The organism is Delftia sp. HK171 (assembly GCF_001886655.1).
Lineage (GTDB): Bacteria > Pseudomonadota > Gammaproteobacteria > Burkholderiales > Burkholderiaceae_C > Comamonas > Comamonas acidovorans.
The window spans coordinates 3,436,580-3,456,828 of sequence record NZ_CP018101.1 but is presented as its reverse complement, the minus strand read 5'-3'; the positions used below and the strand labels follow the sequence as shown (position 1 = coordinate 3,456,828).

At 69.2% G+C, this 20,249-nt stretch carries 17 protein-coding genes; 8 read left to right on the top strand and 9 right to left on the bottom strand.

The features are described from left to right. Positions 1-165: 165 nt before the first annotated feature. Both BO996_RS15625 and BO996_RS15620 read right to left on the bottom strand, forming a co-directional pair. Complete coding sequence (locus BO996_RS15625; protein WP_071955509.1) at positions 166-1,590, bottom strand: MFS transporter; 1,425 nt, start codon at positions 1,588-1,590, stop codon at positions 166-168. Next, positions 1,587-2,822 carry a multidrug effflux MFS transporter gene (locus BO996_RS15620; RefSeq protein ID WP_071955507.1) on the bottom strand — a complete coding sequence of 412 codons (1,236 nt, stop codon included), beginning with the start codon at positions 2,820-2,822 and terminating at the stop codon, positions 1,587-1,589. Before BO996_RS15620 ends, BO996_RS15625 begins: the two co-directional genes overlap by 4 nt. Positions 2,823-3,066: 244 nt before the next feature. Here BO996_RS15620 and BO996_RS15615 point away from each other — a divergent pair, with 244 nt between their 5' ends. Beyond that, positions 3,067-3,777: an Lcl C-terminal domain-containing protein gene (locus BO996_RS15615; RefSeq protein ID WP_071955505.1), complete on the top strand. Its 711-nt coding sequence runs from the start codon at positions 3,067-3,069 to the stop codon at positions 3,775-3,777. Positions 3,778-3,780: 3 nt separating this feature from the next. Here BO996_RS15615 and BO996_RS15610 read toward each other — a convergent pair whose 3' ends face one another. The 5 genes from BO996_RS15610 to BO996_RS15590 form a co-directional block, all read right to left on the bottom strand. Further along, positions 3,781-4,686, bottom strand: a complete 906-nt coding sequence (locus BO996_RS15610; RefSeq protein WP_071955503.1) for an SDR family oxidoreductase — start codon at positions 4,684-4,686, stop codon at positions 3,781-3,783. Between the two features lie 28 nt (positions 4,687-4,714). Then, positions 4,715-5,731, bottom strand: coding sequence for an NADP-dependent oxidoreductase (locus tag BO996_RS15605; protein WP_013802725.1), 1,017 nt, complete (start codon positions 5,729-5,731; stop codon positions 4,715-4,717). A gap of 98 nt (positions 5,732-5,829) precedes the next feature. After that, positions 5,830-6,252, bottom strand: coding sequence for a PaaI family thioesterase (locus BO996_RS15600; protein WP_016446794.1), 423 nt, complete (start codon positions 6,250-6,252; stop codon positions 5,830-5,832). A gap of 118 nt (positions 6,253-6,370) precedes the next feature. Then, positions 6,371-7,162 (bottom strand): SDR family oxidoreductase, encoded by a 792-nt coding sequence (locus tag BO996_RS15595; RefSeq protein ID WP_012205198.1) that lies wholly within the window; start codon positions 7,160-7,162, stop codon positions 6,371-6,373. 137 nt (positions 7,163-7,299) lie between these two features. Beyond that, positions 7,300-8,019: a methylated-DNA--[protein]-cysteine S-methyltransferase gene (locus BO996_RS15590; protein WP_071955501.1), complete on the bottom strand. Its 720-nt coding sequence runs from the start codon at positions 8,017-8,019 to the stop codon at positions 7,300-7,302. A 164-nt stretch (positions 8,020-8,183) separates the two neighbouring features. On the opposite strand from BO996_RS15590, the gene BO996_RS15585 reads away from it, so the two are divergent. Both BO996_RS15585 and BO996_RS15580 read left to right on the top strand, forming a co-directional pair. Continuing rightward, complete coding sequence (locus BO996_RS15585) at positions 8,184-8,498, top strand: hypothetical protein (RefSeq protein WP_013802728.1); 315 nt, start codon at positions 8,184-8,186, stop codon at positions 8,496-8,498. Positions 8,499-8,654: 156 nt separating this feature from the next. Continuing rightward, positions 8,655-9,614 carry a class I SAM-dependent methyltransferase gene (locus tag BO996_RS15580; RefSeq protein WP_071955499.1) on the top strand — a complete coding sequence of 320 codons (960 nt, stop codon included), beginning with the start codon at positions 8,655-8,657 and terminating at the stop codon, positions 9,612-9,614. Here BO996_RS15580 and eno read toward each other — a convergent pair. Then, a complete protein-coding gene (eno, locus tag BO996_RS15575; RefSeq protein WP_071955497.1) occupies positions 9,569-10,894 on the bottom strand; it encodes a phosphopyruvate hydratase in 1,326 nt (441 codons plus the stop codon). The genes BO996_RS15580 and eno overlap by 46 nt on opposite strands. Before the next feature lie 105 nt (positions 10,895-10,999). Between eno and BO996_RS15570 the strand changes: the two genes are divergently transcribed. Then, positions 11,000-11,908 (top strand): LysR substrate-binding domain-containing protein, encoded by a 909-nt coding sequence (locus BO996_RS15570; protein WP_071955495.1) that lies wholly within the window; start codon positions 11,000-11,002, stop codon positions 11,906-11,908. On the opposite strand, the gene BO996_RS15565 is transcribed toward BO996_RS15570, so the two are convergent. Continuing rightward, positions 11,905-13,071 carry a helix-turn-helix domain-containing protein gene (locus BO996_RS15565; protein ID WP_232240328.1) on the bottom strand — a complete coding sequence of 389 codons (1,167 nt, stop codon included), beginning with the start codon at positions 13,069-13,071 and terminating at the stop codon, positions 11,905-11,907. The genes BO996_RS15570 and BO996_RS15565 overlap by 4 nt on opposite strands. A gap of 125 nt (positions 13,072-13,196) precedes the next feature. Between BO996_RS15565 and BO996_RS15560 the strand changes: the two genes are divergently transcribed. From BO996_RS15560 to BO996_RS15545, 4 genes are all read left to right on the top strand, one after another. Further along, positions 13,197-15,407, top strand: a complete 2,211-nt coding sequence (locus BO996_RS15560) for a TonB-dependent receptor domain-containing protein (RefSeq protein ID WP_071955492.1) — start codon at positions 13,197-13,199, stop codon at positions 15,405-15,407. Positions 15,408-15,549: 142 nt separating this feature from the next. After that, entirely contained in the window at positions 15,550-17,673 is a 2,124-nt protein-coding gene (locus tag BO996_RS15555) for a PQQ-dependent dehydrogenase, methanol/ethanol family (protein WP_071955490.1), read from the top strand. Positions 17,674-17,789: 116 nt separating this feature from the next. Further along, entirely contained in the window at positions 17,790-18,671 is an 882-nt protein-coding gene (locus BO996_RS15550; protein ID WP_071955488.1) for a transporter, read from the top strand. A 41-nt stretch (positions 18,672-18,712) separates the two neighbouring features. Continuing rightward, positions 18,713-20,221 (top strand): aldehyde dehydrogenase family protein, encoded by a 1,509-nt coding sequence (locus tag BO996_RS15545; RefSeq protein ID WP_071955486.1) that lies wholly within the window; start codon positions 18,713-18,715, stop codon positions 20,219-20,221. Positions 20,222-20,249 lie beyond the last annotated feature (28 nt).

Here is a 20,249-nt window from a genome sequence, read left to right as displayed (position 1 = left end):
GGAGCAGCGAAGTCGTTGGGGGCATCGCACGATTGTGCAGTGCCCATATTTCTTGTTTGTAAAGCGGATGGCATGCCACCGAAATCTCCTGGCAAGTCCATCCAGGATGATGCATGTGTCGGAGCGCGCCGACACATGCAAGTTCAATGCCATTTACGGGCCTGTTCAGTGCTTAGGCACGGGTGCCGTGCGCACGCGCAGCAGGCTGAACACGCCCGCCATGGCCGCAAAGCAGCCCGCCACGGCCAGGGCCACGATTTCGGCATGGCCGCCATGCCCGCCCGCGAAGGTGAAGATGGTGGCCAGCACCACGGCGCCCAGGGTCTGCCCCGTGAGCCGCGCCGAACTCAGCATGCCGCCGGCCGCGCCGCTGCGCGCCAGGGGCGCCGTGGTCACGATGGTGTGGTTGTTGGGCGACTGGTACAGCGCAAAGCCGCTGCCCGCCAGCAGCATGCGCCAGACCATGTCCACGGTCGAAGGCGCATCGGGCATGGCCGCCAGCGCCCACAGCCCGCAGGCGAACATGGCCATGCCGATGCCGCCCAGCAGCCCGTCCGCATAGCGGCCGATGAGCCGGCCCGCGATGGGCGCCGTCAGCACCGTGGCCAGCGGCCAGGCCGTGATCAGCAGCCCGGCCTCGATGGGCGACATGCCGTGCGACTCCAGCAGCAGGAACGGCAGCGCCAGGTAGGCCAGCATCTGCGCGCAAAAGGCGCTGACCGATCCGCACATGGACAGCGCAAACACCGGAATGCGCAGCAGGTCCACCGGCAGCAGCGGCGCGGGCAGGCGCCACTGGCGGCGCACATACCAGGCGCCCACCAGCAGGCCCGCGCCCAGCAGCCACCAGCCCGAAGGCAGGGAAGAATCGGCACCGCCGGCGCGCACGCCCAGCTGCTCGCCGCCCAGGAAGATCAGGCTGAACATGAGGATGTTGAGCAGCACATCCAGCGGCGACAGCCGCGCCCCTGCATGGCCGGCCACGGCATTGACCGGCAGCGCGCGGCGCCCCAGCCACAGCGTGAACAGGCCCAGCGGCAGATTGGCCGCAAACAGCCAGGGCCAGCTGGCCACCGACAGAATCGCCGCCGCCACCGAGGGCCCGGCCATGGATGCCGTCGCCACCACCAGCGAATTCACGGCCATGCCCCGCCCCAGCAGGGCACGCGGATAGATCAGCCGCACCAGGGCGGCGTTGACGCTCATCACACCCGCAGCGCCCAGGCCCTGCAGCGCCCGCGCCGCCACCAGCGTGGGCAGCGACGTGGCCAGCATGGCCGCCAGCGAGGCCACGGAAAACACCAGCATGCCCACCAGGTACACACGTCGGTAGCCCAGGCGTTCGCCCAGGGCCGCCAGCGGCAGCAGCAGCACCAGGCTGGCAAGCTGGTAGGAATTGACCACCCACAGCGTATGGGCCGAGCTGGCCTGCAGCTCGCGCGCCATGGCAGGCAGTGCCAGATTGACCAGGGTGCTGTCCAGCACCGACAGCGTCAGCCCCAGGATGATGACCAGCATCGCCTGGCCGCGGGGGCCTGACGGAAGTCCATCGTGGACAGGCGCAGCCTCTGCCGCGGGTGCCAGGCTCATGAATGGTCCTTTGCGCCCACGCGATGGGCACGCGCACCGCCCAGCGTGATCCAGGCCAGGGCCACACCGATCAGCGCGCCCGTGGCCATGCCCACCACCATGGGCAGGGGCTTGCCCGTGGAGAACAGCCCCACGATCTGCATGGCCGCGGCGCCCGACAGCATCTGCAGCGTGCCCAGCAGCGCCGAGGCCGTGCCGGCAATGGCGCCGTGCTCCTCCAGCGCCAGCACCGAGGTCGTCGGAATCACCAGCCCCATCAGCGCGCTGGCCACGAAGTACAGGCCGATCAGCACGACCAGCCGTTCACCGCCCAGCAGGTAGTACGACAGCAGCGACAGCATCACCAGGCCCGAGCCGGTGGCCGCCACCTTGACCACGCGCACCAGGCCGAAGCGCTGGCCCAGCCAGCCCGTGAACTGCGCCGCGCCGATGAAGGCGATGGCGTTGAGCCCGAAGGCCAGGCTGTACTGGGTGGAGCTCAGTCCGTAGTAATTGATCAGCACAAAGGGGGAGCCAGCCAGGTAGACGAAAAAGCCCGCCATGGCGCAGCCGCCGATGAAGACCAGGCCCAGGTAATGCCAGTCGCGCAGCAGCACGCCGTAGGCGCGCAGTGCGCCGGCCACGCTGCTGTCCAGCCGTGCGGCGGCCCCGCGCGTTTCCTTCAGGCCCATGAACACGGCCACCAGGCCGATCACGGCCGCCACGGCCACGGCCCAGAACACGCCGCGCCAGCTGCTCACGGCAATCACGCCGCTGCCGGCCAGCGGCGCCAGGATGGGAGAGACGCTGAACACCAGCATCAGCAGCGACATCATGCGGGCCGCCGCGTGGCCGGTGTGCAGGTCGCGCACCACGGCGCGCGGCACGGCCATGCCGGCGGCCGCGCCCAGGCCCTGGATGAAGCGCAGCACCACCAGCGTCTCGATGCTGGTGGCCATGGCGCAGCCCACGCTGGCCAGCGCGAAAACGGTCAGGCCGAAGTACAGCGGCGGCTTGCGCCCCACCATGTCCGAGACCGGCCCGTACAGCAGTTGGCCCACGCCCAGCGAGAGGAAGAAGGCCGTCAGGCTGGCCTGCACCGCGCCCACCTGGGCGCCCAGGCTGCTGCCGATCTGGGGCAGCGCGGGCAGGTACATGTCGATGGCAAACGGACCGATGGCCGAGAGCAGGCCCAGGATCAGCACCAGGCGCAGTGTGTGGGAATCAGGGGAAGCGGGAGAAGAGGAAGGCATAGACGCAGACATAGACGCGCCATTGTGGCGGCAAGCGCGCGGGGCTGCAGGAGGCTGCTCACATTTCCTGGGCATGCAGCCCCGCGCACCTGACGGTGGCGGCTTGCCGTGGCACAAATTCAGAAGCCCGCAATCCTGTTACGCTCTGAAACGAGATTGCCACCCGAGAGGCCAACCCACCTTTTCATCACTGCAACTGCCATCGCCATCGCCATCGCCATCGCCATCGCCACTGCAACACACCATGCGCCCATCCCTGCCTTCCCTTCCACCGGCCCTGAATGCATTGCCAGGGCCCCTGCTCGCCGCCCTGCTGCTGGGTGTCTGCACGCTGGGTTCTGCCCAGGCAGCGCAGCGAGAGACACAGCAGGAGGCACAGCGCAGCCCCAGGCCCGGCGCCGCTCCTGTGCTGGAAGTATCCGAAGACGGCCGCGACGTGATCGACCGGCGCGCCCGCCTGCTGTGGCCGCGCTGCGTGGAAGGCATGCAGTGGAATGGCAAGACCTGCACGGGCCTGCCGGAGCTGTTCACGCACAAGCAGGCGCAGGCCCTGGCCGCCGAACGGGCCAAGCAGGACGGCGTGCGCTGGCGCCTGCCGCGCGTCAACGAGATGCGCCGGCTGATCTCGCGCGATATACGGCCGCAAGGCCTGTCGCCCGAGCTGTTTCCGGGCGCGCCGCGCGGCTGGCACTGGACGGGCACGGCAGCGGTCAACGCGCGGCCCGTCAATCCCTACAACTACAGCAACATCTCGGGCAGCGCCGGTACGCAGCTGTCGGCCCAGCAGGCCTGGGCGATTGACCTCGACAGCCTGGAGACGCGGCCCGACATGGGGCGCGGCAACCAGCTCATGGTGCGGCTGGTGCGGCCCCTGCCCTCCGCGCCGCCCGATGAAAAGGCCGAGGCTCCCGCCAAGCCAGCCCCCCACAGGCCGGACCCGGACGAGGAGGACTGACGCTCAGGCCGCGCGCAGCGAGGCCTTCAAGCTGGCGCCCAGTTCGGGCTTGTGCGCGAACGGGTCGGTGGGATTGCGCCCCTGCACCACATCTTCCATGCGGGTCTGGACCGAGCCCAGGGCCTGCGGATGGCTGTAGATGTAGAACTGGTTGGCCGCAATGGCGTCGAAAACCTTCTGCGCCACATCGGGGGCCGTGACCTTGCCCGAGCCCACGGCCTTCTCGCTCATGGCCTGGCCGATCTTCTGGCTGGCCGTCAGCGGCTGGGCGGCCAGATGGCTGGGCCGGTTGCGCTCGCTGTGGCTGATGCCCGTGGGAACGAAGAAGGGGCACAGCACGCTGGCGCTGATCTGGTCGGAGACCAGGGCCAGGTCCTGGTAGAGCGTCTCGGTCAGGCTCACCACGGCATGCTTGCTGACGTTGTAGATGCCCATATTGGGCGGCGCCAGCAGGCCGGCCATGCTGGCCGTGTTGACGATGTGGCCCTCGAAGGACGGGTCGGCCTTGGCCGCCTCCAGCATCATGGGCGTGAACAGCCGCACGCCGTGGATCACGCCCCAGAGGTTGACGCCCAGCACCCACTGCCAATCTTCCAGCGTGTTCTCCCAGACCAGCCCGCCCGCGCCCACGCCTGCGTTGTTGAACACGAAGTGCGGCGCGCCGAACTGCTGGCGCACCTCATCGGCCAGGGCCTGCATCTGGGCTGCGTCGGACACATCCACGCGGCGTGCCAGCACGCGCACGCTCTGCCCTTCGAACTCGGCGGCAGCCCTGTCCAGCGCCTCCTGCTGCACATCGACCAGCACCAGGTTCATGCCCAGCTTCGCGCCGATGCGCGCGCACTCCAGGCCGAAACCCGAGCCCGCGCCCGTCAGCACCGCCGTCTTGCCCTTGAAGTTCTTGATCATTCCCTTGTCTCCTGGTTTTTGTGGTGGTTCAGATCAATTTGACGAGTTGCTTTCCGAAGTTCTTGCCCTTGAGCAAGCCCAGGAAGGCCGAGGGTGCGGAGGCAATGCCTTCGGCAATGCTCTCGCGCGGGCGCAGCTTGCCGGTGCCCACCAGGCGGCCCAGTTCCTGCAGCGCCTCGGGCCAGACTTCCATGTGCTCGCTGACGATGAAGCCTTCGATGCGGATGCGGTTGATCAGGATGAGCGCGGGATTGGTCATGGGCAGCGGCGTGCCGTCGTAGCCGGCGATCATTCCGCACAGCGCGATGCGAGCAAAGGCGTTGGTGCGCAGCAGCACGGCGTCGAGGATGTAGCCGCCCACGTTCTCGAAGTAGCCGTCGATGCCCTGCGGGCAGGCGTCCTTGAGCGCCTTGGCCATGGTCTTGGTGTCGGGGTGCTCGCGGTAGTCGATGCAGGCGTCGAAGCCCAGCTCCTCGGTGGCGTAGCGGCACTTCTCCGGTCCGCCCGCAATGCCCACCACGCGGCAGCCGCGTGCCTTGGCCAGGGCCGCGAAGGCGCTGCCCACGGCGCCCGTGGCGGCGCTGACCACCACGGTCTCGCCGGCCTTGGGGGCGATGATCTTGACCAGGCCGTACCAGGCCGTCACGCCGGGCATGCCCACGGCGCCCAGGTAGTGCGACAGCGGCACATGGGTGGTGTCCACCTTGCGCAGCATGCCGGGCGCATCGCCATCGACCACGCTGTACTCCTGCCAGCCGCCCATGCCCACGACCTTGTCGCCCACCGCAAACTTGGGATGGCGGCTTTCCACCACCTCGCCCACGGTGCCGCCGATCATCACCTCGCCCAGCGGCTGGGGCTGGGCGTAGCTCTTGCTGTCATTCATGCGGCCACGCATGTAGGGGTCCAGGCTCAGGTAGTGGTGGCGCACCAGCACCTGGCCTTCGGCCAGCGCAGGGGTCTCGGTCTTGGCAAGGCGGAAATTGCTTTCCACGGCTTCGCCCTCGGGGCGGTTGTCGAGCAGGATCTGCTGGTTCACGGGCATGGGAAAACCTCCGGTGGCATCACAAACAATGGAACCAGTTCCCGGTGCTGCCGGGGCTGGCGTGTGGCATTGGGTATCTGGCAGATTCGCCGTGCGGATCAGTCCGTGGCGAGGGTTGTCTCGGCGGCGGCCGGCTTGGCCACGCGCGGCATGTACTTGAACGTTCCGGTCGCATGGCTGCACAGCCGGCCCGAGGCATCGAACACGCGCGCCTCGGTATAGGCCATGGAACGCGTGCGGTGCAGCACCACGCCCTTGGCCACCAGGGGGCCGCGTGCGGGCTGCATGAAGCTGGTCTTCATCTCGATGGTCACGCAGCCCATGTCGCGCTGCAGGCTGCGCGCGGCCACGGCCATGGTCACGTCCAGCAGGGTCATGGTGGCGCCGCCGTGGGTCACGTCAAAGGTGTTCAGGTGCTCGGGACGCGCCTCGAAGCGCAGTTCGGACTCCCCGTCCTCCATGCGGTGCAGGGTGAAACCCAGGTGGTCGACGAAGGGGATGGGGTGGCCAAAATCCAGCACGAAATTCTCCAGTTCAGATCGCAATGCAGGCGAGCATAAGGGCGCCGGCAGGCGCCACCGCGCGCGGCGGCCCGATCTGCGGGAAAAACTGTCACCTCGGCAGCAGCGCCGCTGGGGCTCAACCGCCCACCAGGGCGCTGACGCCGCCGTCCACGGCCACCCACTGGCCCGTGATGTGCTTGCCCGCGTCGCTGGCGTACAGCAGGGTCAGGCCCTTGAGGTCCTCGTCGTCGCCCAGGCGGCGCAGCGGGGCGTGGGATTTCATTTCATCCTCGCCCAGGGTTTCGATCAGCACGCTGGCCATCTTGGTCTTGAAGAAGCCCGGGCAGATGGCGTTGACGTTGATGCCGTGCACGCCCCACTCGCCGGCCAGCGCGCGCGTGAAGTTGATGACCGCGCCCTTGGAGGTGTTGTAGGCAATGGTCTTCATGCCCAGCGGATTGCCGCCCAGCCCTGCGATGGAGGCCAGGTTGATGATGCGCCCGGTCTTGCGCGGGATCATGCTGCGCCGCGCGATCTGCTGGCTCAGCAGGAAGTAGCCGCGCACGTTGAGATTCATCACCTTGTCCCAGGCAGCCACCGGGTGCTCCTCGGCCGGCGCCCCCCAGCTGGCTCCCGCGTTGTTGATGAGGATGTCCACCTGGCCCAGGCGCTCCAGGGTCTCGGCGGCCAGGCGCTCGATGTCGGCCTCGTTGGCGCAGTCGGCGGCGATCCAGCGGGCGTCGATGCCTGCGGCCTGCAGCTCGGCAGCGGCTTCCTCCAGGTCGGCGGCCTTGCGCGAACTCAGCATGATCCTGGCGCCCGCCTCGCCCAGCGCATGGGCCATCTGCAGGCCCAGGCCGCGCGAGCCGCCGGTCACCAGGGCCGTCTTGCCGGTGAGGTCGAAAAGTTGCTGCACATTGCGAGTCATTCGTCTGTCTCCTGCGCCGGGTCTTGTGTTCCGGTCATGGTTGGAATGGAGGGCGGCCATCCCCAAGCGGAACAGCCTGCAGCGGCGATTGTGCAAGCCGCCCTGCCGTGCCGCATGTCACATGCGTGTCCGGCCCGTCAATCCCCGAACAGCGAGCGCGTGCCGCCCCAGGCCGCACCCTCGATCTCCAGCATGCGCAGCTTGGTCAGCGCGCCGCCGCCGCCCGAAAAACCGCCCGGCTGGGCGCCGGCAGCCAGCACGCGGTGGCAGGGAATCACGGGCGCAAAAGGGTTGAGGCCCAGCGCCTGCCCGACGGCGCGCGAAAGGCCCACCTCGCCCAACTCGCGCGCAATCTCGCCATAGGTGCGCGTATGGCCGGGTGCAATGGCGCGCGTCAGGTCATAGACGCGGCGGTGAAAGTCCGACACGCCGTGCCAGTCCAGGGCCAGCTCGGCCAGATCCGGCAGTGCCTCGCCTGCGGGCAGCATGCGCCGTGCCCTTAGATCGGGCAGTACCGGGCCGTCACGCAACTGCCGCGCGCTGGGCGCGGAAGGCTCCAAGGTCCATTCGCCATGGCCTGCCATGAGCACCTGCACGCCGGCGATGGCCTGTGCCACGCTGGCCGGCAGGTCCTCGGCCCGCGCCGCTGCGGCGTAACTGCCCGGTCTGCGCAATTGCACGCCGCGCAGCATGCGCGTGCGCGTGGCGGCCGGGCCGTCCACCTCGGGCAACTGAAAGGCCACCAGGCCGCAGGCGCCCCAGGCCACGCCGCAGGGCCCCACGCGCGTGGCAAACAGCGCATGGCCCGTGGCTTCGGGGTCCCAGGCCGGGCTGCCCGTGGTCGATTCATTCGTCATGGCGATGGTTTTCTCCTTGCAGGCGATTGTGGCCGCATGACTGCAGCCGCTGCCCGGCAGCGACCCCACCGGGATAACACTGTAAAAAAACACCGGAAAAATACTGGATGTGCAGCCAGTTAATACTGTATATTTCGCCAGTCATCATCCTCACCTCGTGAACCATGGACATGCAAGAAGCCGCCTTCACCGTCACCTTGTGTGACTACCCCAACCTGCCCGAGCAGGAACGCAACAAGGCCGAGGCACGCTATGCCCGCGTGCTCGAACGCCAGCTCGGCAGCGCCGAGCAGGTCAGTGAAACCCTGTACCTGGTAGAGGGCCTGGAAGACACGCCCCCTGAAGAAATCAGCGACGACGCCAAGCTCGCCTTCGCCCGCTGGATGAAGGCTGCGCGCGCCGCCACCGAGGCCGGCATGCAGGGCCTGGGCGACGGCGAATGCAGTTTCTTCGAGGTGCGGCGCGGCTGGCGGCATTGAGCCTGCCCACAGCACCGCTGAATGGGGCCTGAGCCCGGGTTTGCCTGGGCTGGGCCCCAAACTGCATACACTGGCAGACCTTTTCGTCGACCCCTGCCTGGAACCATACGGTTCCACCCGGCACACCCGGCGCCCCTGCCAGATCCAGCCTCTCCCATGCAAGCCCTGCTCGACGCCATCGCCCGGATGGCCCTGCCCTCCGACGCCCAACGCATCTTCCACGGCCGTGGCGGCCTGTACCCGGGCTGCGAGCATCTGGTGCTCGACGCCTTCCCGCCCGTGCTGGTGCTCACCAGCTTCCAGCCGCTGGACGATGACGCCCTGGCCGCCATCGGCACAGCGCTGTCACTGCGCTGGAGCGAACTGGCACCGGACCAGCCCCTGAACTGGGTCTACCAGCTGCGCCAGCCCGCCGCGCCCGCCGAAACGCGGCTCATGGCCGGCGAGGTGCCGGACCCCCACATCGTCACCGAGGCCGGCACGCGCTACCGCGTGCAGGTGCTGCGCGGCCAGAACCACGGCCTGTTCCTGGACATGGCCGAAGGCCGGCGCTGGGTGCACGCGCATGTCGCCAACCATCCCGAGCACCGCCACGGCATCAAGGTGCTCAACCTGTTCGCCTATACCTGCGCCTTTTCGGTGGTGGCCCTGCAGGCCGGAGCGCGCCATGTGATGAACATGGACATGGCCCAGGGCGCGCTGGCCACGGGCCAGCAGAACCACCGGCTCAACGATCTGTCGGGCGCCAGCTTCCTGGCCCACGACATCTTCAGCAGCTGGGGCAAGATCACGCGCGGCGGGCCCTACCACCTGATCGTGGTGGACCCGCCCAGCTACCAGAAGGGCAGCTTCGTCGCCACCAAGGACTATGCCCGCCTGATGCGCCGCCTGCCCGACCTGCTGCGCCCAGGCGGCCATGTGCTGCTGTGCCTGAACGCGCCGGAGATGGGCACGCAGTTCCTGACATCGCAGATGCAGGAAGTGGCGCCCGAGCTGGAGTTCGTCGAGCGCCTGGCCAACCCGGCCACCTTCGCCGACATCGACGCCGAGCGCAGCCTCAAGGTGCTGGTCTACAGGGCGCCCGCAACACCCGCAGCGGCCGACACGGCTTCCTGACCCGCCCGGCCCTTGAGCGCACGGCGCCCCGCATAGACGGCGGCCGGGCCCAGTTCGCGCTCGATGCGCAGCAGCCGGTTGTACTTGGCCGTGCGGTCGGCGCGCGACAGCGAGCCGGTCTTGATCATGGCGCACTGGGCGGCCACGGCCAGGTCGGCAATGCTGGTGTCCTCGGTCTCGCCCGAGCGGTGCGACATCACCACGCCGTAGCCGGCGCCATGCGCCAGGCGCAGCACGTCCCAGGTCTCGGTCAGCGTGCCGATCTGGTTGATCTTGACGAGGATGGCGTTGCCCACGCCCCGGGCAATGCCGCCCTCGAACAGGCCGGGGTTCGTGCAGAACACATCGTCACCCACCAGCTGGCAGCGTCCGCCCAGGCGCCGGCCCAGGGCCTGCCAGCCCTCGATATCGTCCTCGGCCATGCCGTCCTCGATGGAGACGATGGGGTAGTGCTCCACCAGTTGCGCCAGGTAGTCCACCTGCTGCTGGCGGCTGCGCACCAGGCCCTCGCCCGCGTAGCGGTAGCCGTCCTCGCCATGGAATTCGCTGGCGGCAGGGTCCAGGGCCAGGGCGATGTCCCTGCCGGGGCGCAGGCCAGCGCGCTCGATGGCGGCCATCAGGTGGTCCAGCGCCTCGGGCGCGCTGCGCAGGGCGGGCGCAAAGCCGCCCTCGTCGCCCACGTTGACGCTGTGGCCTGCGGCCTTGAGCGCATGGCGCAGCGTGTGAAAGACCTCGGCGCCCATGCGCAGCGCCTCTCCGAAGCTGTCCGCCCCCACCGGCAGCAGCATGAACTCCTGGAAGTCCAGCGGATTGTCGGCATGGACGCCGCCGTTGATGACATTGATCATGGGCACGGGCAGCACGCGCGCCTGGGCGCCGCCCATGTGCCGCCACAGCGGCATGCGCTGGCTGGCCGCCGCCGCGCGGGCCACGGCCAGCGACACGCCCAGCAGCGCGTTGGCGCCCAGCCGGCTTTTGCCGGGCGTGCCGTCCAGCGCCATCATGGCCGCGTCGATGCGGCCCTGGGCGTCGGCCCGCATGCCGCGCAGCAGATCGCGCAGCTCGGTGTTGACGGCCTGCACCGCCCCCAGCACGCCCTTGCCCAGGTGGCGCGAGGCATCGCCGTCGCGCCGCTCCAGCGCCTCATGCCGCCCAGTGGAGGCGCCCGAGGGCACCAGGGCCAGGCCGCGCGCGCCGTCCTCCAGCTCGACCTCGACCTCCACGGTGGGGTGGCCCCGGCTGTCCAGCGCCTCATGGGCCGCGATATCGGTGATCTGCATGGAAACTCCTTTTCGTCAAGAAATTGAACTGTGCAAAGGAGCTGGCAAGCCTGCACAACTCCAATGAACAGGCCTCCATGCTAGAAATCACGGCGATGCGGGACAATGCAGTTTTTCTGCCCGTGCGTCAGCTTTTCTGACGAATTGATTGCCATGAGACAACTGCCACCGCTGGCCGCCCTGCGCGCCTTCGAGGCCATTGCCCGCACCGGCTCGGTGACACGCGCGGCCGAGGAACTGTGCCGCAGCCACGGCGCCATCAGCCGCCACCTGCGCCTGCTGCAGGAGCATGCGGGCGCGGCGCTGTTCGAGAAAGAAGGCACGGGCCTGCGCCTGACCGAGGCCGGCGCCGCCTTCCATGCCTCGGTGCGCACGGCCTTCGACCAGCTGGAGGCCGCCTATGCCCAGCTGGCGCGCGACGCCCAGGCGCCGGGGCTGCATGTGGCCTGCAGCGCCACCTTTGCCATGCGCTGGCTGGTGCCGCAGCTGGCGGTGTTCTACCGCAGCCACCCGCATATCCGCATCCGCCTGTCCATGACCTCGGCGCGCGAGATGCGCCACGAGGGCGCCGACCTGATCATTGCCTGGGACCTGTCCACCTACGCCGAGGCCGACCGCCGCCGCGCCATCGAACTGGCGCCCGTGCACTTCGGCGCCGTCTGCACGCCGGCCTATGCCCGGCGCCGGCCCGCCAATCGCGCGCGCATTGCACATGAGTACACGGCCAGCGCCTGGAACCAGTGGGAAGCCCTCACGGGCCGGCCCGTGGCCTTGGGCGAGACGCTGGCGTTCCCGCACACCCACCTGTGCATAGAGGCGGCACTGTCGGGCCTGGGCGTCGCCCTGGTGGAGCAGCGGCTGATCGCACGCGAGCTCAAGGAGGGGCTGCTGGTGGCGCCCCATGGCTTCGTGCCCTTCGAGGGTGGCCTGCGCGCCGTGCCCGCCGTAGGGCGCACGCTGCCGGCCCAGGCGGGGGTCTTCATCGAATGGATGCGCGGCGCGCTGGCCAGCTAGAGCCGCCCCCACTCCCGCAGGCGCCGGTACAGCAGCCCGCGCGAGACACCCAGCATGCGGGCGGCCTGCGAGATATTGCCCTGGCAGCGGGCCAGGGCCTGCTCGATCAGCTCGCGGCTGGCCTCGCCCAGGGAAGACGGTGCCTCGGACGGCGCCTCGGCGGGCGGCGGCAGGGCCTCGATGGCCGGCAGCACCTCCTCGACCTGGGAAGATGCCTCATCCAGCTGCACCTGCATCCACAGCGTCAGCCCCGTGGGCAGCATCTGCGGGCGCGCCTGGCCGTGGTGGGCCAGCTCCAGCAACTGGTTCAGGCCCAGGCCGAAGACTTCCTCTGCCGCCAGCCCCTCGGCGGGCCGGCGCGGGCAGTCGAACAACTGGGCACCCACGCCGTTGAACCAGCGCACCATGCCGCCGCCATCCACGGCGGCCAGCCCTTCCAGCGGCGTGCCGAACATGCTGCGGCTGGACTGGAAGCGCAGCAGCAGGTGCATGCGGGCGGCACCCACCAGCAGCCGGTTCTCGATGCAGGTGGCGTACATGTGGGCCATGGCGCCCGCATCGAAGCGAAAGGGCCCCGCCTCGCTGCTCAGGTCCAGCATGGCCACGGTGCGCCCGCTGGCGTCGCGCACGGGCGCGGCCGCGCAGTGCAGCGAGGCCAGGCAGCGAAAGAAATGCTCGCCACCGCGCACATGGCAGACCTCGCCCGTGCGCACGGCTACGCCGGGTGCGCCCGTGCCCACGGCATCCTCGGCGATGTTCACGCCCACGCGCGCAGCCGTCAGCAGCAGCGGGCCGTCGCCCGGCGTGGGGCGCGAGGCGATCAGCACCACGCCCTCGCTGCAGGTCAGCATGGCGCGCGCCTGGCTGCCCGCGATCACGGTCTCGAGTTCGGCGATGGGGTCGCGCGCCGCCTCGATCAGCGCGCGGTTGTGGGTCAGCAAGGTGGCCGTGCGGATCTTGCTGACCGGGTCGAAGCTGATCTTCTCGTCGGGGCTGCGGCTGGCGCCCAGGCAGCGCGTCCAGGACTGCAGCACGGGCTCGGACACCAGGCCTGAGGGGCGCTCGCCACGCTCGAAATAGCGCTCGCGCGCCAGCGCCACCCGGTCCTGGCGCGTGGCATAGAAGGGGTTGGAGGGCAGTGGGGCGGGAGGCGGCTGTTGCATGACGGACATCAAAACTGCCGCGATTGTTGTTCCGCCACGGCACAGGACAGCACTAGGGAAATCACCCGTGTTGGAACGGATTGCCGGGCTCGGTAACCTCGGGCATCGCCACAGGCCCGCCCGCAATGACACGCTCCCCACACAGCACAAGACACACCCGGCCCGCCCTGTCCACCCTGGGCGCCGCACTGGCCTGTATGCTGCACGCCCTGCCCGCCCGCGCGGCGGACGCAGCGCAGGACTCCAGCGAGGCCCTGCTCGCCCCCGTGGTCATCACGGCCAGCCAGCCCGGCGCCGGCCCCGACCTGTGGCGTGCCACGGCCGCCATCGACAGCGTGGAAGGCGCCGTGCTGCGAGACGGGCAGATGCAGATCAACCTGTCCGAGAGCCTGGCGCGCGTGCCGGGCCTGGTGGTGCTGAACCGCCAGAACTTCGCCCAGGACCTGCAGATCTCGGTGCGCGGCTTCGGTGCGCGCTCCACCTTTGGCGTGCGCGGGCTACGCCTGTACGTGGACGGCATTCCGGCAGGCGCGCCCGACGGCCAGGGCCAGGCCGCCAATTTCACGCTGGGCAACGCCGCGCGCCTGGACGTGGTGCGCGGCCCGGCCGCCGTGCTCTACGGCAACAGCGCAGGCGGTGCGCTGCTGCTCTACACCGAAGATGGCGAGGAACCCGGCCTGTGGCGCAGCGGCATGGCCGTGGGGCCGGACGGGCTGTGGCGCCTGTCCACCCAGCTGCGCGGCACGATCGGTGGCGGAAAGCCGGACCAGGCGGATGGCGGCTCCGCCCCCTGGCGCTATGCCATCCACATCGAGCGCTTCGCCACCGACGGCATGCGCCCCCAGTCGGCCGCCGACCGCAGCACGGCCCACATGAAGCTGTCACGCAAGCAGGGCGACGACCAGTGGCTGCTGCAGTACCAGGAGCAGCGCGCCAGCGCCCAGGACCCGCTGGGCCTGACACGCGCCGAGTTCGAGGCCGACCCTGGCCAGACCACGGCCAGCGCGCTGCGCTTCAACACGCGCAAAAGCGTGCGCCAGCGCCAGCTGGGCGCCGCCTGGCAGCACCAGTTCGGCGCGGGCCAGCGCCTGGAACTCATGGCCTATGCGGGTACGCGCTCCGTGCTGCAGTACCAGTCCATTCCCGTGGCCACGCAGGCACCTCCCTCGCATTCAGGCGGCGTGATCGACCTGGACCGCGACTACGCAGGCATGAACCTGCGCTGGCGCAGCACCCACGAGGATGTGGCCGGCGGCCGGCTGGACTGGTCGGCGGGCCTGGCCTACGACTGGCAGGGCGAGACCCGGCGCGGCTACGAGAACTTCATCGGCAGCCAGCTCGGCGTGCAGGGCCGGCTGCGCCGCGACGAGCGCAACCAGGCGCGCTCCGCCGACCCCTACCTGCAGGCCGAGTGGAGCACGCAGAGCCTGGCCCTGAGCGCCGGCCTGCGCCAGGCGCGCGTGCGCTACCGCTCCGAGGACCACTACATCGCAGCCGGCAATGGCGACGACAGCGGCAGCATGGCCTGGCGCGGCTGGCTGCCCTCGCTGGGCCTGCGCGTGAACCTGCTGCCGGACCTGGTGGCGCACGCATCGGTGGGCCGGGGCATGGAAACGCCCACGCTCAACGAAGTGGCCTACCGGCCCGGTGGCCAAAATGGCATGAACAGCGGCCTGAACACCGGCCTGGCCGCCAGCGCCCACAACACCGTTGAGGTCGGCCTGCGCGGGCGCCACGGCAACGCGGGCTGGAACCTCACGCTGTTCGAGACCCATACCCAGCGCGAACTCACCGTGCTGTCCAACACGGGCGGGCGCGCCACCTACCAGAACGCAGGCCGCACGCTGCGCCGGGGGCTGGAATTCTCGGGCAATGCCCAATGGGGGCCGCTCACGGCCAGCACCGCCCTGACCCTGCTGCAGGCCCGCTACCGCGACAGCTTCCTGACCTGCGAGGCCACGCCCTGCACCACGCCCACCGCCCCGGTGGATGCCGGCGCGCGCCTGGCCGGCACCGCGCCGCGCCGCCTGTGGAGCGAGCTGGCCTGGCAGCTGTCGCCGCAATGGACCTGGACCGTGGACATGCTGCACAGCGGCCCCGTGGCCGTGAACGACCGCAACACCGACCGCGCGGCCGGCTACACCGTCTGGGGCTCCAGCCTGCGCTGGTCACGGCAGTGGCAGCAGTGGAGCGCCCAGACCTTTGTGCGGCTGGACAACCTGTTCGACCGGCGCTTTGCAGGGTCGGTCATCGTCAACGAGGGCAACCAGCGGTTCTTCGAACCGGGTGCGGGACGCGGGCTGTCGGCCGGGGTCACGGTCAGCCGGACGTTCTGAGCTGTTCCACGGCGGTACAGATCCGCCCCCGGGTAAATCCGAATGTTGTGACCCGAGGGCGCTTTTTTTATCGTCTCCCACATGGTGCCCTTGCCCCCAGCGCCATGCACGCAAAAACAAACCACACAGGAGACGAGACAACATGAAGACCCACGTGCTTTCCTCCACGCTGCTGGCCGCCGGCCTGGTGCTGGCCCTGCCGGGCGCCGCGCTGGCGCAGGCAGGCCTGCCAAGCAAAGGCTCGCCCGAGCACATACGAGCCGTCACCTCGCGCATCGACTCGCAAAGCATCCGCGACAACGCACGCAGCTCCAAGGACTGGCCCAGCTACGGCATGGACTACAGCGAGACGCGCTTTTCCAAACTCAGGCAGCTGGACACGGCCAATGTGAAGCGGCTGGGCCTGGTCTGGTCGTATGACCTGGAATCCACGCGCGGCGTGGAGTCCACGCCCGTGGTGGTCGATGGAATCATGTACGTCACGGCCAGCTGGAGCGTGGTGCATGCGGTGGACGTGCGCACCGGCAAGCGCCTGTGGAGCTACGACCCCGGCGTGGACCGTGCCAACGGCTTCAAGGGCTGCTGCGACGTGGTCAACCGGGGCGTGGCGGTCTACAAGGGCAAGGTGTATGTGGGCGCCTTCGATGGCCGCCTGGTGGCGCTGGACGCGGCCACGGGCCAGAAGGTCTGGGAGCAGGACACCATCATCGACCGCGCCTACTCGTACACCATCACGGGCGCGCCACGCGTCATCAAGGGCAAGGTGCTGATCGGCAACGGCGGCGCCGAGTACGGCGTGCGCGGCTATGTCACTGCCTATGACGCCGAGACCGGTACCCAGCAGTGGCGCTGGTTCACCGTGCCAGGCGATCCGTCCAAGCCGTTCGAGAACGAGGCCATGGCCCGCGCCGCCAAGACCTGGGACCCGGCCGGCAAGTGGTGGGAGGCCGGTGGCGGCGGCACGGCCTGGGACACCATGGCCTATGACCCCGAGCTCAACCTCATGTACATCGGCACGGGCAACGGCTCGCCCTGGGCGCAAGCCAAGCGCAGCCCGGCCGGTGGCGACAACCTGTACCTGGCCAGCATCGTGGCGCTGAACCCCGATACGGGCGAGTACGTCTGGCACTACCAGGAAACGCCGGGCGACAGCTGGGACTTCACCTCCACCCAGCCCATGGTGCTGGCCGACATCAAGGTGGGCGGCAAGCCGCGCAAGGTCATCCTGCATGCGCCCAAGAACGGCTTCTTCTTCGTCATCGACCGCACCAACGGCCAGTTCATCTCGGCCAAGAACTTCGTCGACGTGAACTGGGCCAGCGGCTACGACGCCAAGGGCCGGCCCATCGAGACGCCGATTGCGCGCAGCGGCGACCGCGCGCGCGACGTGATCCCCAGCCCCTTCGGCGCGCACAACTGGCATTCCATGTCCTACAGCCCCGATACGGGACTGGCCTACCTGCCGGCCCAGCATGTGCCGCTGACCCTGCAGGACAACAAGAACTGGAAGTTCAACGGCGGCTCCCTGCCCGAGCCGCACAGCAACATCGGCTGGAATACGGCCACGCTGGTCAACATGGAGCCGCCCAAGAGCACGCCCTTCGGCCGCCTGATCGCCTGGGACCCGGTGGCACAGAAGGAGCGCTGGCGCGTGGAGCATGCCTCGCCCTGGAACGGCGGCACGCTGGCCACGGCGGGCAACCTGGTGTTCCAGGGCACGGCCGACGGCCGCTTCGTGGCCTATGACGCGCGCAATGGCAAGAAGCTCTGGGAAAAGCCCACGGGCACGGGCGTGGTGGCCGCACCCATCACCTATGAAGTCGATGGCCGGCAGTACGTCTCCATCGCCGTGGGCTGGGGCGGCGTCTACGGCCTGGCCGCGCGCCACACCGAGCGCAAGGGCCCGGGCACGGTCTACACCTTCGCGCTGGACGGCAAGGCCGAGGCGCCTGCCTTCGTCGCCTACCAGCAGGGCAAGCTGCTGCAGGGCGTGCCCTACGACAAGAGCCTGGTGGCCGAAGGCACGGCCCTGTACGTCAGCAACTGCGCCTTCTGTCACGGCGTGCCCGGCGTGGACCGGGGCGGCAACCTGCCCAACCTGGGCTACCTGGACCCGGCCTACATCGAGCACCTGGACAAGTTCATCTTCAAGGGTCCGGCCATGTCGCGCGGCATGCCCGACTTCACGGGCAAGCTGAGCATGGAAGACGTGGAAAAGATCAAGGCCTTCATCCAGGGCACGGCCGACGCGGTGCGGCCCAAGTAGCCAGCGCGAGCCGCCCTCCTCCCTCCCCCAACCTCCCATTCCCCTCCCCGGCCCTGCTGTCCTGCAGCAGGCCTGGGCAGGGCTTTGCCTGAAAACACCGGACCGGACTCTTCGCCATGCCATCCAAGCCCTTCACCCGCGCATCCCTGGCCCTGGCGGCCATGGCCGCCTGCGCCAGCTTCAACGCCCACGCTGTCGATATCGACGCGGGAGACTACACCGCCCTGCCTCCGGGCACCACGCTGGGCATGGTCTATTACCAGCACGCCACGCGGGACAGCCTCTATGCCAATGGCGACCAGGCGCCGATACGGCCAAAGCTGACCTCGGACATCGGCATTGCGCGCGGCGTGCACTTCATGAAGCTGGGCGACTATGTGATCGACCCGCAGTTCCTGCTGCCCTTCGGGCGCTTGTCGGCCTCGCGCGATATCGCGGCCATGGGCAGCAATACCGGCGTGGGCGACCTGATGCTGGCCGCCACCCTGTGGCTGACGAAGCCCGGCGACAAGGAGCACTTCGGCATCACCCCCTTTGTCTGGCTGCCCACGGGCCAGTACAGCCGCAACGATCCGCTGAGCCTGGGCGAGAACCGCTGGAAGGCCGCCCTGCAGGCCGGCTGGATCAAGCCGCTGGGCAAGAGCGTGACCATGGACTTGGCGGCCGATGTCACCGTCTTCGGCAAGAACGACGACTTCGGCGCCCACAGCGCCACGCTCAAGCAAAAGGCGCAGTTCCAGTTCCAGGGCCTGCTGCGCTACCACCTGTCGGACACATCGGACCTGCGCCTGGGCCTGTCGCACCTGACGGGCGGCGAGACCCAGGTCAACGGCGTGGCGCAAGGCGACCGCCAGTCCACCACCAAGGTCTCTTTCGGCGGCGCGGTCTTTGTCGCACCCAAGACGCAGTTGCTGGCCACCGTGGGCCGCGACCTGCATGTGCGCCAGGGCTTCAAGGAGAACGCCCGCATCAACCTGCGCCTGCTGCAGGTTTTCTGAATCCACACCCCTGTCCCCTGTCCACCACCAAGGAGCACGCCATGAACCTCAGCGACATCCAGCACCAGATCACCGAACGCGCCAGCGCCTTCCTCAACCGGGGTACGCATGACCTCTTCATCGACGGCCAATGGGTGGCGGCCCAGACCGGCCAGCGCCTGTCCACCGTCAACCCGGCCACCGAGGCCGTGATCGCCGAAGTCGCCAGCGCCGGCCCGGCCGACGTGGACCTGGCCGTGCGCGCCGCCCACCGCGCGCTGCACCTGGGCCCCTGGGGCCGCATGCGCCCCGTGGAGCGCGAGCGCCTGATGCTGCGCCTGGCCGACCTCATGGAGACCCATGCCCAGGCCCTGGCCGAGGTCGAATCGCTGGACAACGGCAAGTCCGCCGCCATTGCGCGCGCCGTGGACATCGCCATGGCCATCGACTCCATCCGCTACATGGCCGGCTGGGCCACCAAGATTGAGGGCATGACGCACGAGCACTCCGTGCCCTTCGCGCCCGAGGCCCAGATGTTCACCTACACCCGGCGCGAGCCCGTGGGCGTGGTTGCCGCCGTCGTGCCCTGGAACTTCCCCCTGCTCATGGCCACCTGGAAGCTGGCGCCCGCGCTGGCTGCCGGCTGCACCCTGGTGCTCAAGCCCGCCGAGCAGACGCCGCTGACCGCGCTGATGCTGGCCGAGCTGATCCAGGAAGCGGGCTTTCCGCCCGGCGTGTTCAACGTGGTCACGGGCGACGGCCCCGGCACGGGTGCGCCCCTGGTCTCGCACCCGCTGGTCAACAAGGTCAGCTTCACGGGCTCGACCGAGGTGGGCAAGCTCATCGGCCATGCCTGCATGGACAACATGACGCGCATCACGCTGGAGCTGGGCGGCAAGTCCCCCGTCATCGTGCTGGACGACTGCGATCCCGCCACGGCTGCGGCGGGTGCGGCCAATGCCATCTTCTTCAACCACGGCCAGGTCTGCTGCGCGGGCTCGCGCCTGTACGTGCACAAGAGCATGTTCGACCGCGTGGTGGCCGACGTGGCCGACCAGGCCGCCCAGCTCACCCTGGGCCATGGCCTGGACCCCCGCGCGCAGATGGGCCCGCTGGTCTCGCAGGAGCAGATGGAACGCGTCTGCAGCTACATCGACATAGGCCGCAGCCAGGGCGCCGAGGTGGTGACGGGCGGTGCCCGCGCAGGCCAGCGCGGCTACTTCGTGCAGCCCACGGTGATGACCGGCGTGCAGCACGACCACCGCGTGGCCCGCGAGGAAATCTTCGGCCCCGTGCTCGTGGCCATGCCCTATGACGACCTGGACGAAGTCGCCGCCTGGGCCAACGACACGCCCTACGGCCTGGGCGCCAGCATCTGGTCCAACAACCTGTCCAAGGTCCACCGGCTGATCCCCAAGATCCAGTCCGGCACGGTCTGGGTCAACTGCCACAGCACGCTGGACCCGGGCATGCCCTTCGGCGGCTACAAGCAGTCCGGCATGGGCCGCGACATGGGCCGCACGGCGCTGGATGCGTATCTGGAGACCAAGTCGGTGTTCATCAATCTGTGAGTCGGATACGGCGGGCCGCTCCCTGGCC